This window comes from Gorillibacterium sp. CAU 1737, from assembly GCF_039888655.1.
Taxonomy (GTDB): Bacteria; Bacillota; Bacilli; order Paenibacillales; family NBRC-103111; genus Gorillibacterium.
Map to the genome: position 1 here is coordinate 22546 of NZ_JBDQQO010000010.1, position 13044 is coordinate 35589.

General features: G+C 63.5%; 4 protein-coding genes. All 4 read left to right on the forward strand.

Going from position 1 to position 13044, the window contains the following annotated elements; translation table 11 throughout:
- Nucleotides 1-34 precede the first annotated feature (34 nt).
- Genes AAFN83_RS18255 through AAFN83_RS18270 form a run of 4 tightly spaced genes read left to right on the forward strand, consistent with a single transcriptional unit; the run spans nucleotide 35 to nucleotide 12816 of the window.
- Nucleotides 35-3808, forward strand: coding sequence for a PD-(D/E)XK nuclease family protein (locus AAFN83_RS18255; protein ID WP_347771996.1), 3774 nt, complete (start codon nucleotides 35-37; stop codon nucleotides 3806-3808).
- Nucleotides 3805-7962, forward strand: a complete 4158-nt coding sequence (locus AAFN83_RS18260; RefSeq protein WP_347771998.1) for a UvrD-helicase domain-containing protein — start codon at nucleotides 3805-3807, stop codon at nucleotides 7960-7962. Before AAFN83_RS18255 ends, AAFN83_RS18260 begins: the two co-directional genes overlap by 4 nt.
- A 10-nt stretch (nucleotides 7963-7972) precedes the next feature.
- Nucleotides 7973-9235, forward strand: coding sequence for an exonuclease SbcCD subunit D (locus tag AAFN83_RS18265; RefSeq protein ID WP_347772000.1), 1263 nt, complete (start codon nucleotides 7973-7975; stop codon nucleotides 9233-9235).
- Nucleotides 9232-12816, forward strand: a complete 3585-nt coding sequence (locus AAFN83_RS18270) for an AAA family ATPase (RefSeq protein ID WP_347772002.1) — start codon at nucleotides 9232-9234, stop codon at nucleotides 12814-12816. Before AAFN83_RS18265 ends, AAFN83_RS18270 begins: the two co-directional genes overlap by 4 nt.
- Nucleotides 12817-13044 lie beyond the last annotated feature (228 nt).

Genomic DNA, 13044 nt, shown 5'->3' on the forward strand with positions numbered 1-13044 from the left:
TCTAGAGGTACAGTTGGCAAGGAGAGGAACGAGGATGGCATTACGCTTTGTGATGGGCCGGGCAGGAAGCGGCAAGACCGCTCACTGCCTGAACGAGATGGGAGAACGGTTGAGGAGCGACCCGGAAGGCGGGCCGCTTCTTCTGCTTGTTCCCGAGCAGGCGACGTTTCAAGCGGAGCAGGCGCTGCTCGCGCTGCCCGGCATCTCGGGCTATATGCGGGCGCAGGTGTTCAGCTTCCGGCGCTTGGCCTGGCGGGCTATGCAGGAGCTGGGCGGAACAGCAGGCGTCCCGGTCAGCGACCTCGGCAAAACGATGCTGCTCGAACGTCTTCTCCATCGCCATGAGCAGGAACTGACGGTTTTCCGGCAGCCGCCCGGCAAGCTGGGTGTGGCCCAGGCACTGAATGGGCTGTTCAAGGACTTTCAGCGGAACCTCATCGCTTCTGAGGAGCTGGGTCTTGCCGCCAGACGGCTGATGCCTGACAGGGGAGGCGTGTTCCATGAGGAAATGGGTGCCGTCATCGGCGGCATGCGGGAACAGCAGGAGCAAGACGGGGACGGGGCGTCGAAGGGAAGCGACCGCTTGACCGATAAGCTGGGAGACCTCTCCCTCTTGTATGACGATTACCGGAAGGTGCTGACCGGGCGCTTCCTGGACAGCGAAACCTTTCTCGACCGGCTGGCGGAAGGGGCGAGCCAGATTCCGTGGTTGAAGGATGCCGAAGTGTGGGTGGACGGCTTCTATGGCTTCACCCCTCAGGAAAGACGCGTCCTCGTTCGACTTGCTCAGCATGCACGCCGCGTGACCCTCACCCTGCCCCTCGACCGGCCTTATCGGGCGGGGGATGAGCCGGATGAATTCGGCTTGTTCTATTCGCCGGGAAAGGCGATGGCGCAGCTCATGCAAAAAGCAGACGAGGCTGGAGTAGCGGTGGAGGACCCGGTCGTCCTATCTCCCGATTCGATGCCCCGTTATCGGAGAAGTCCAATGCTGGCGTATCTCGAACGCAGCTTTGAGGAGCGGGTTGCTGCGAAGCGGATCGTGTACCCGGAGAGCGGGCTCAGCTCCGATATCGTCTTTGCCGCTGCGGTGAACCGGAGAGCCGAGGTCGAAGGTTGTGCCCGGGAGATTCGGCGGCTCGCGCGGGAGGAAGGGCGGCGGTACCGCGAGATGACCGTTCGCGTGCGGAGAATGGATGACTATGCCGATTTGATTCAACAGGTGTTCGACTCGTTCGGCATCCCTCATTTTCTTGACGAGCGGCGTCCGGTGCTGCACCATCCGCTCATGGAGTTCATTCGCTCCGCGCAGGAGGTCGTGAACCGGGATTGGCCGTATGAAGCCGTTTTCCGCTGCGTGAAAACGGACTTTTTACTCGGCGAGTCCACGGCGGCGCTTCTGGACGGGATGACCATTGGACTAGCCCCTGGAGGGGAACAGGAGGCGCTTGAGGAAGGGCAGCTGGCTTTCTTCGCGGATCAGGCGATTGCCGCCGCAGCCGATGAAGTGCTGGCTTCTCCGGATGATCGCCGGGGGATGGACCTGCTGGAGAATTACGTGCTGGCTCGTGGCATCTCGGGAGGCCGTTGGAAGGATGACCGGTATTGGGAGCTGTACGTGCCGCTCCCTCTGGATGAAGAAGAGGAAGAAGCGCCTCGAGAAGCGACGGAGGAACAGAAGGAGCGCCATGCGCTCATCAAGGCCAATCGCGATCTCATCATCCGCCGATTTGCGGAATATGAGCATCAGGTGAAGCAGGCGAAGACAGTTCGGGATCGGGCCTCGGCGCTCTATTCCCTGCTTGTTACCTGCGGAGTGCCGGACCGCCTGCAGAGCTGGGCGGACGAGGCGCTTCGCATCGGCGAACCGGAAAAAGCTCAGATGCACGTCCAACTGTGGGAGAAGGTAGTCGAGCTGTTCGACGAGCTGGTGGAGCTGATGGGCAACGACGAGCTCGATGCGGAGCTGTTCGAGCGGCTTGTGGACACCGGGCTGGAGAGCCTGTGCCTCGGCCTTGTTCCGCCTGCGCTCGACCAGGTGCTGATCGGCTCGATGGATCGCACCCGCTCCGAGCAAAAGGCGGTTGTCTTCGTGCTTGGCGCAAACGAAGGGGTGCTTCCAGCGAAACCGGAAGAGGACGGCATCTGGAGCGATGCGGAACGGCTGCGGCTGAATGAAGCCGGCCTTGAGCTGCCGGGCGGCGCCCGGCGTCGGCTGCTGGACGAGCAGCTCCTGCTGTACACTGTGCTGACAGCTCCCTCGGACCGGCTGTGGCTCAGCTATTCGCTAGCGGATGACGAGGGCAAGGCCTTGCTGCCCTCGGAGATCATCCGCCAACTGGGAGCTGTGTTTCCGCTCGCCCGCGAGAGGGAACAGCTCCTGCATGCAGCTCCGCCGGCTGCGCTGGCGGACGATGAGGTGCTCCCTTACATCAGCCATCCCGACCGAGCGCTGTCGGATCTTGGAACTTTCCTGCAGAGCGGGCTCGAGGGACAAGCCGTTCCTCCGGTCTGGCAGGAGGTTTATCGCTGGATGGAGGAGGGAGCACGCTCCGGCATTCACCTCCTGCAGAGTGCCCTTACCTATGGCATTGGGCAGGAGCGGCTTGCTCCTGCTACCGCCAAGGAGCTGTACGGAGACGTTCTGCGAGCGAGCGTTTCGCGCATGGAGCGGTTTGTGGCTTGTCCGTTCTCTCATTTCGCCTCGCATGGGCTGCGGCTGCAGGAACGCAAGCTGTTCCGGCTGGAAGCGCCCGATATCGGGCAACTCTTCCATGCGGCGCTCACCCAAGTCGTGCGGGAGCTGAACGCGGACGGACTGAACTGGTCCGACCTGCCCGCAGACAAGGTGCGGGACAAAGCAGCCCAGGCGGTGGACCGCATCATTCCTCGCCTGCAGGGTGAAATCCTGCTCAGCAACAATCGCTACCGGTACATAGCCCGCAAGCTGAAGGAGATTGTGACGCGAGCGTCCGCAGTTATCGCGGAGCATGCGCGCGGCAACGGCTTTTACCCGGTGGAGCTGGAGCTGGCCTTCGGTCCAGGCGAGAAGCTGCCGCCGCTTGTCTTCCCGCTTGCAACCGGCGCGCGTATGGAGATCGCGGGGAGAATCGACCGGGTCGATCGGGCGGACGGGGAGAAGGGCATGTACCTGCGCGTCATCGACTACAAATCGAGCGCCCGCTCGCTCGATCTGACCGAGCTGTACAGCGGGTTGTCCTTGCAAATGCTGACGTACCTGGATGTCGTCGTCAGCCATTCCGAGCGCTGGCTCGGGCAGAAGGCCATTCCGGCAGGCGTCCTCTATTTCCACGTGCACAATCCGATTCTCAGCATGCGGGGGCGGATCGATGCCGAGGCAGCGGAGGCCGAGCTGCGCCGCCGCTTCAAGATGAAGGGACTGCTTCTTGCTGACAAGGAAGCGCTCGGCCTCATGGACGCCGCGCTCGCCGCAGACAGCGGAGCCTCGGATATCGTCCCCGTCACGATCAAGAAGGACGGCACGTTCCGCAAGGGAACGCCGGTGGCAAGCGAGGATCAATGGTCGCTCTTGCAAAAGCATGTTCGGGGAACGGCGGCGGACATCGGATCGAGCATCACCGCAGGGGTTGCCAAGGTGGAGCCGTACAAGCTCGGCAAGAAGACCGCCTGCGATTACTGCGCTTACCGGGCCGTGTGTCAGATGGACACGGGGCTTCCCGGCGGCGAGTTCCGCACGCTGCCCGCCTATGGCAACGATGCGGTCTGGTCAGCACTGGAGCGTTCAGCCGAAAAAGCGAAACGAGCGGATGAGGAGGAACCATCATGAGTGGACTCGGTGCAAAGCCGGCCGGTTCGACATGGACCGATGAGCAGTGGCTGGCGATTGCCTGCCGCGGACAAAATACGCTGGTTGCTGCTGCAGCCGGCTCGGGGAAGACGGCCGTATTGGTCGAACGGATCATTCGCCGGGTATGCGACGAAGCGAATCCGCTCGATGTGGACCGACTTCTGGTCGCGACCTTTACGAATGCCGCCGCAGCCGAGATGCGGGAGCGGATTCGCACCGCCTTGGAGAACGAGCTGACCCAAAATCCGGGTTCGCGTCATCTGCGCTCGCAGCTTGCGCTCCTTCCGCGCGCTTCGATCACGACGCTGCATTCCTTTTGCCTGGAGGTCATTCGACGGCATTATCGAACGATCGGCCTGGACCCGGGCTTCCGCATCGCCAATGAAACGGAAGCGGCGCTCATTCGCCAAGAGCTGCTTGAGGAGCTGATCGACAGCCGATTCTCCTCTTCCTTGGAGGGGGACGGCTTCTGGTTGCTTGCGGACGGCTTTGGCGGCGAGAAGGGAGACGGCCGTCTCTTTGAGCTGCTTGAGACGCTGTACGAGGCTTCCCGCAGCCATCCGAATCCGGAGGCTTGGCTCACCGAGATGGCCTTTCGGTTTGGCGGAGAGGGGGCAGGAGAAGAGAGAACCGATAAGAGCGTGCAGACAGCGGATGAGCTGGAATTGAGCAATCACTTGGAGAGCGACTCGGAGCCGGAAGACATTCGGGCAGCCGTCGCTAGAGGGCGCTCGGTCGGAGCCAGTCTATGGTTCCACAGCCTGCAAGCGGATGTGCGGCTGGAGCTGTCCGGCATCATCGGCTTGCTGGAAGAAGCCGGACGATTGACCTCTCTTCCCGGAGGTCCTGCTCCGTACAGGGAAAACCTCAGTGCGGAAGCAGAGGCATTCCGCCAGATGCTGGTGCTTGCGGACGGCGAGTGGGACGAGATGCAAAGCGCGACGGGACTCGCCATCTTCGGCCGCTTGAAGCCGTGCCGAGGTGACCAATACGACAAAGCGCTGCAAAAGGCAGCGCAGGAGCTGCGCGACGCAGCGAAAACCCGCTGGGCGAAGATGAAAGAAGAGCTGTTCACGCGCACCCGCGCCGAGTACGAGGAGGAGCTTCGCCGCATGGCTCCGGCGATGGAGGCGCTGACGGCGCTTGTCCGCAACTTTTCGGCTCGTTATGGGGCGGCCAAGCGGGACAAGGGGCTCGTGGACTTTTCCGACCTGGAGCATTACGCCCTGCAAATTCTTGCGGGAGGCATCGATGAGACAGGACAGCCCCTCCCCTCCGAAGCGGCGCTTGATTATCGGAATCACTACGAGGAAGTGCTGCTCGACGAGTATCAGGACACCAACCGGGTGCAGGAGACGATCGTTTCTCTCATCTCGCGCACCGGAGAGGGCAACCGCTTTTTGGTCGGAGACGTGAAGCAGAGCATCTACCGCTTCCGGCTTGCCGAGCCTGGCCTCTTCCTGGAAAAGTACAAGGCCTATCGCAAGGAGGCGGGAAGGGGAGCGGACGAGTTTCTCTCCGCCAGAGCAGGTCTTCGCATTGACCTCGCTCGAAACTTCCGCAGTCGAACAGAGGTGGTGAACGGCGTCAACTACCTGTTCCGACAGATCATGGAGGAGCGGGTGGGCGAGATTCGCTATGATGCGAGCGCGGAGCTCGTGCCGGGTGCGCGTTATCCCGAAGTGGACGCCGATCTTGCCGTCGAAGCCGTCATTCTGGATAAAGCCGGGCAGGTCGATCTTCTGCCTGTTCAGGTGGACGACACAACAGGAATCTCGGGGGTTGAAGCCGCTTTGGGTGATGCCAGCGGGAACGAAGCCGCTCGGGGAGCGAAGGGACCTGAAGGAGGAGAAGCGGACTTCGAGGGAGACGGAGCTGCGGAGGAAGAGGACGCCCTGACCAAGCAGGAGCAGGAAACGGCTCGGCTGGAGGCGCGCTTTGTGGCCAAACGGATTCATCAACTGATGGGGCGAGACGGAGAAGTGCCTTTTCCGGTGTCGGTAAAAGGATCGGAGCAGACGCGGCCGCTCACGTACCGCGATGTGGTCATTCTCATGCGCTCGACCGCGGGCTGGGCTCCGATCTTCGCGGAGGAGCTCGGTCGGGCGGGCATACCGGTCTATGCGGAGCTGGGCACCGGCTTTTTCTCGGCGGTTGAGGTCGAGGTGATGCTGTCCTTGCTTCAAGTGATCGACAACCCGTACCAGGATATTCCGCTCGCCGGGGTGCTTCGTTCTCCCTTGGTTGGATTTACGGCGGACGAGCTTGCCCAGCTTCGCGTTCACAAGCGGGACGGAGCGTTCTTCGATGCCGTACTGGCTTATGGTCAGACGAATCCCGACTTCCGGGAGGACATCGAGCCGCAACTAGCCGAAAAGGTGTTCGGCTTTCTTCAACAATTGGAGCGCTGGCGCCGGGAGGCACGGCAAGCGACCGTAGCGGACCTGATCTGGAGGCTCTATCGCGAGACAAACTATTACGATTTCGTCGGCGGATTGCCGGGAGGCGTTCAGCGGCAGGCGAACCTGCGTGCTCTTCATGATCGGGCGAAGCAATACGAGTCTACCTCGTTCCGTGGGGTTTTCCGGTTCTTGCGCTTCCTGAATCGGATGCGGGAGACGGGAGGAGACCTCGGAGCGGCTCGCTCGCTGGGCGAGCAAGAGGATGTCGTCAAGATCATGACCATCCACAAGAGCAAGGGCTTGGAGTTTCCCGTCGTGTTTGTGGCGGGGCTTTCGAAGCCCTTCAACCGGCAAGACTTAAACGGCTCGTTCCTGCTGCACAAAGACCTTGGGTTCGGTCCGAAAACGATCGATCTCTCCTTGCGGCTCAGCTACCCCAGTCTCGCTACGCTGGCGATTCGCCGCCGGTTGAAGCTGGAGGCGCTCGCCGAGGAGATGCGAGTGCTCTATGTCGCCCTGACGCGGGCGAGGGAAAAGCTCATTCTGGTGGGGACGGTCAAGGATGCGGCGAAGGCAGCGGGAAGCTGGCTGCGATCCGGCGCTGGAGGGGGAGAGACGCTGCCGGACTATGAGCTGGCGAACGCATCCTGCTACCTGGATTGGATCGGTCCAGCGCTCATCCGCCACCCGGATGCAGAGGCTTTGCTTCGTGCGGCCGGGACCATGCTTGCCCTGCCGGGGGATAACGACCCCTCTCGCTGGAGCATATTGATTGCGCCCGCCTTGGATTACGCCGAAGAGGCGAAACAAGAGCAGGACGCGCCGAAGCCGATTGACCCGGCAGAGTGGCTGAATGACTTGAAGCGCGGTCATGCCGCTCCGGGGCTTCCGCTCGATCCTGCCCTGTACGCAGAGGTGGATCGCCGCTTGTCCTGGAGCTATCCGCATCAAGCGGTGACCCATGTGGTCACGAAGACCACGGTTAGCGAGTTGAAGCGGCTCACCGAGCGGCAGCTGGCGGCAGCGGAAGAGGAACTTATCTCGGGAGACGGGCTGCGGCGGCTGCCGGATGCTGCGGAGAACCAGAATGCTGGAATGAATGCCGGAACGCGAAGCGGCGGAAGCGAAAAGGAACCGAGAAGCGCGGCCATCGCCAGCGTCGGAGCCTTCCGGAGACCACGCTTCACGGAGGAGCGTGGTCTCACGGCCGCAGAACGCGGCACCGTCTACCATGCAGTGATGCAGCGCCTTCCGCTTCATCCGGCCCTGTCCGAGGAGGATGTGGTGCGCACGGTGGAGCAGATGACCGCCCGCCGTCTGCTCACGATGGAGCAAGCGGCAAGCGTGAAGGCGCCGGAGCTGTTCCGCTTTTACCACACGGAGATCGGCAAGCGGCTGCTCTTCGCGCATCGGGTGGAGAGAGAGCTGCCGTTCAGCCTTAAGCTGCCGGCAGGGGAGTTGTACCCGGGCTTAACGGGCAAGGACGCCTCCGAGCCCATTCTCGTGCAGGGGATCATTGACTGCTTGTTTGAGGATGCGGCGGGGCTGGTGCTGCTCGATTATAAGACAGATTCGCTCTGGCAAGAGGATGCAGCGGTGCGAGCCGAGCGGTACCGGCTGCAGCTTACCCTCTATGCACGGGCTGTAGAAGCGGTCCGGGGTAAACGCCCGGCTGAAATTCATGTGTATTTCTTTGATGGGGCCCGGTCGGTTCGGCTGACGGGGAAATGAGGAGGCACGTATGCGTATTTTACACACGGCGGACTGGCATTTGGGCCGCACGCTTGAAGGGCGGAGCCGGTTGGCGGAGCAGGAAAGGATGCTGGAGGAGCTTGTTCAGATCGTTCGCGAGGAGCAGGTCGACCTCGTTCTGCTGGCCGGAGACGTCTATGACACGGTGAACCCGCCTTCTGCGGCGGAAAAGCTGTTTTTTGACGCGCTCTCCCGCTTGTCGGACGGAGGGGCTCGCCATGTAGCGGTCATCTCCGGGAATCATGACAACCCGGAACGACTGGCTGCAGCGGCCCCGCTCGCAGAACGGCATGGCATCTCGCTCGTCGGGCATCCGATCCCGGAGTTGATCCAACTGGGTGTGAAGCGCACGGGCGAAGAGGTTCGGTTGATGGCACTGCCTTATCCTTCCGAGTCGCGACTCAAGACGCTGCTCTCGGACGAAGCAGACGAGGCTCTGCTGCAAGCGGCTTATGCAGATCGGGTAAAAGCCATCGTGGCTCGGCAATGCGAGGGATTCCGAGCGGACACCGTGAACCTCCTCATGAGCCATCTTTTTGTCTTCGGCGGGGATACAAGCGATTCGGAACGGCCCATTCATCAGCTGGGAACGGCTTATGCGGTCGGTACCGACGCTTTACTGGCGGGGGCGCAATACGTTGCACTCGGCCATTTGCATCGGCCGCAGCAGCTTGCCGCGGCGGCTCCCATCCGCTATTCCGGTTCGCCGCTCGCCTACAGCTTCTCGGAGGCGGGCCAGGCCAAGTCGGTCACCCTTGCCGATCTAGTTCCTGGAGAGCCAGCGCGGATTCGGGAAATTCCGTTATCTGCCGGAAGGCCCCTCGTGCGCTGGAAAGCGGCGGGCGGGCTCGCCGAGGTGCACCGCTGGCTGGACGAAGGGCGCGATCCGAGTGCCTGGATCGACTTGGAGCTGCACCTGACGGACGCCCTGTCGATGGAGCAGATCCAAGGCTTGCGGCAGGCGAGGGAAGGGATCGTTCACATCCGGCCCGTCTACTCCTTAGAGGAGAACGAGCTTCGGAACGAGATGGGAGACAAGCTTCCCATCGACGAGCTGTTCCGGCGGTTCTATGCGAAACAAACCAAGGGGGCAGAACCGGAGCCCGCTCTCGTTCAGCTGTTCCTGGAGCTTTTGCAGGAAGGGGAACGGGATGCGGAGGATCGGGACGGGAGCCCGAGTACGGCAGAAGAGGAGTGGCAGGCGGCGGAAAGCGAAGCTGCTGCAGCTGTGGAGAAGGAGGGGGAAGCATGAAACCGATTCATCTTTCTCTTTCCGGTCTGCAAAGCTACCGGCAGAAGCAGGAGATTGATTTTACGGGGTTGAACGGCTCCGGCGTCTTCGGGATCTTCGGGCCGACCGGGAGCGGAAAATCGACGATTCTGGATGCGATCACACTCGCCTTGTTCGGGGAAGTGGAGCGTGCGGTCAAAGGGACCCAGGGCATCATGAACCAAGCCGAGACGGTACTCACCGTATCGTTCACCTTTGAGTTGTCCCGCAAGCACGGCCCGGAGCGTTATCGGGTAGAACGGCAGTTCAAGCGAGAGGATGACGTCTCCCTCTCGTCCTCGGTCACCCGCATCATCCATCTTCGGGATGGGGAGCAGGTGGTGCTGGCTGACAAGCACAAGGACGTGAACAACAAGGTTCAGGAGATTCTCGGTTTGTCGATGGCGGATTTCACCCGCGCGGTTGTGCTCCCCCAGGGCAAATTCGCCGAGTTCCTTGCTCTAAAGGGGGCGGAGAGGCGAAAAATGCTGCAACGCCTGTTTCATCTGGAGGAATACGGAGAGAAGCTGAACAAGCGACTCGGCGTCCGGCTGGATGAAGCCAAGCAGGAGAAGGAGCGCATTCTTGCGGAGCAACAAGGACTGGGCGATGCTTCGCAGGAAGCGGTGGAAGCCGCCCAGGAGCGGCAGCGGGAGGCGGAGGAAGCGGCGCGAACCGTTCGGGAACGGCGACTGGCCGCGGACGAGCGCTTCGAGGCGCTGCGCCAGCAACGCGCGTGGCAGGAGGAGGCCGCCCGCTTCGAACGAGAAGCGGAGGATCTGAACGGGCGAGCGGGCGAATGGCAGGAACGTGCGTGCAAGCTGGAGGAAGCGGCACGTGCCGCTCGGCTGAAGCCGCTGCTGGAGGCGCGGCAAGCCGCAGCCCGCATGGCGCTTACGGCTGCGGCTGAGCAAGAGCGAACCGCGGCGGCCCGCCAGCTTGCGGCGGAGCGCCATGAAACCACGCGCGCAGCTTATGAGCGGGCTCGCGACGAATGGGCGGCGGAGGATTCGCCGCTGTCCGTTCGCCTGGAGCAGCTCGGCCAAGCGCTCGGCGAGGAGCGGGACATCCGCGCCGCCCGCGAGCGGCTGGCCGAGCTTGCCGCGCAGGAAGCAAGGGCAGAGCAAGGCCGCGAAGCGGCGGAGGCGGTGCTGACGGCGGCGCGTGAGAAGCTGCGCAAGGGCTCCGCGTTGCAGGCGGAGCTGCGCGAGCAGCTTCAGGCGGCGGAGACGCGCCCGGAAGACCGCGAGCTCCTGCGCAGCGCCGAGCGGACCGCGCAGGAGCTCGCTCAGGCTGAGCGCCACGCCGCCGAGCTCACCGCGGCCGCCGCGGAGGCTGCGGCAACGCTGGATCAGCTTGCCGCCGCAGGCGCGGCTGACGCCGTCCGGCGTGCCGACACGCATGCGGCGCTTATCGCCGCGACGGCCCGCGGCGAGCGGCTGGCGTCCGCGCTGACGGCGCTGGAGCAGCGGCTCGGCGAACTCGCGGCGGAAGCGACGGCGGCCGCCGAGGAGAGTCGCCGCGAGCAAGCGAGCCGCGAACGCGAACGGCTCGCCGCCGAGCTTGCGCACGCGCTTGTGCCGGGCGCGCCGTGTCCGGTGTGCGGCGCGCTCGAGCATCCCGCGCCAGCGGGGGCACATGCGCTGGTGGCAGCGGATGACGCGGCGGCGGGGCTGGAGCGGCTCGCGGCGGAGGCGCGCGAACGCGGCTTCGGCGTGCGCCAGGCGCAGCTTGAGCTGGCCGCGCAGCTGCGTCGGCTCGCCGAGGCGGGTGCCGCTTGCAGTGAAGCGGGCACGGGGGAAGCTGCAGGTTCGTTTGGAGCCATTTCCGACGATGTCGCTTCCATCTCTGCTGATGGTGCCTCTGCGGCGCATGCCTCCACAGGGGAGACTTCCGCTGGCAGCAGGCTCTCGTCCGCCGAGTCCCCCCATCCAGGAGCCCTTCGCCCGGATGCGTTCGCGATCGCCGAGGCAGCCGCAGCCCTCACCGCAGCGGTCCCAGCCCTCGCCGGCGATGAGACGCCGACGCTCCCCCAGCAGCTCGCGGCGGCGACGGAAGCCCTCGCTGCGTGGAAGCGCGAGCTCGGCGCATTGGAGCGGGCGGCGTCCCCGCTCATTACCGCCGCGGACCGGTTCGGCCGCGAGCAGGCCGAGCGAACGGCGCGGCAAACCGCCGCCGCGGATACGGCCGCTGCAGCAGAGCGCCGCGCGGCGGAAGCCCGCGAGCGTGCGGCGGAGCTGGCGGCGGCATGGAGCCGCGCCTACGGCGACCGCACGCCCGCGGAGTTTGCCGCGGAAGCGTCGGGGCTCGCGGAGAAGGACCGCATGGCGGATACCCTCCGCGACCGCTTGCGCAAGAGCGAGCCGTACCTGGCGGATCTCCAGACGGAGATCGACCGGCATCACGAGCAGCTCGAAGTCTTAAAGCGCGACAAGGTCCGTCTGGAGACGGAACGAACCGCGCTGTCCCGGCAGACCGAGGAGCGGCAGGCTCGTCTGATCGAGCGCATCGGCTCGGCAATGGAGCCGCTGGAAGCTCAAATGGCGAGTGCCCGACAGCGGCTGGATGCCTTGCGCCAAAGGGAGCGCGAGGGACGAGCCGCCTTGGAACAGGAGACCCGCCTGCTCGAAGAGGCAAGCCATCGGGCGACCGCAGCGCGGCAAGCGCATGAATCAGCGGCTTCCTCTCAGCGGGACCTCGAAGAGCGATGGACTGCCAGCTTGGCGGCTGCCTCTTTCCGCGATGCGGATGAGGTGAGCGCGGCGTTGCTGGATAGCCAAACCGAGGAGGCATGGACCCGCGGCCTTCAAGAGTTCCGCGAACGAACGGCTCTCCTGCGTGAGAAGCTGGCGGAGCTTGCGGTCAAGCAGGACGGCCGCTTCGTTACGGATGACGTATGGAACGAAGTCGTGGCTTCGACTACGGCAATCCGTGAGGAGGACGAGGCGGCTCTCGAACGGCGGGCCCGAGCGGTCCGAGACCGGGAGGAGCTGCAAACCCGGCATGTGCAGTGGAAGGCGCTGGAGGAACGCAGGGGAGTTCTGGACGTTCACCTTGAACGGATGGGGAAGCTGCAGACCGTGTTACGCGGAAATGCGTTCATCGATTACGTAGCAAAGGAGCAGCTCGTACAGGTCACGCATGCGGCATCCGACCGACTCGGTCAATTAACTCGCCGCCGCTACGCCATTGAGGTGGATTCCGAGGGAGGATTCATCATCCGCGACGATGCCAACGGCGGAATCCGTCGTCCCGTCAGCACCCTCTCGGGAGGGGAAACGTTCCTGACCTCGCTTGCGCTTGCCCTCGCCTTGTCGGCTCAAATTCAACTGACGGGAGAAGCTCCGCTGGAGTTCTTTTTCCTCGATGAAGGCTTTGGCACGCTTGACCCGGATCTGCTGGATACGGTAGTCAGTGCGTTGGAACAGCTGCAGCTGGAGAGCTTGACCGTCGGTGTGATCAGCCACGTGCCGGAACTGCGCGCTCGCTTGCCCAAGCGGCTTATTGTGGAGCCTGCGGAGCCATCCGGTGGTGGGAGCCGCATCCGCATGGAAACTCTATAAAGCTAGCCCATTCGTATGGTCTATGTCGAACGGAGAAAGCACCGAGGCCGGATCCCTCCCTATTCTTCACCCGACCGGCTTCCTCTTGCCCCGGATTTTTCGCTGTGGTATAGTGTTGCTTACCATCTTCATATTGCCATTCGCCGATGATGAGCATCCAACTCGGAGGCGTTCTCGCCAGGTTATAGCCGGAAGGTTGAGTATCGATCACGATCGAGCGCCCATGCT

Coding starts and splice junctions, on each gene's coding strand:
- AAFN83_RS18255 (WP_347771996.1), top strand. CDS start 35: ATGGCATTACGCTTTGTGATGGGCCGGGCAGGAAGCGGCAAGACCGCT.
- AAFN83_RS18260 (WP_347771998.1), top strand. CDS start 3,805: ATGAGTGGACTCGGTGCAAAGCCGGCCGGTTCGACATGGACCGATGAG.
- AAFN83_RS18265 (WP_347772000.1), top strand. CDS start 7,973: ATGCGTATTTTACACACGGCGGACTGGCATTTGGGCCGCACGCTTGAA.
- AAFN83_RS18270 (WP_347772002.1), top strand. CDS start 9,232: ATGAAACCGATTCATCTTTCTCTTTCCGGTCTGCAAAGCTACCGGCAG.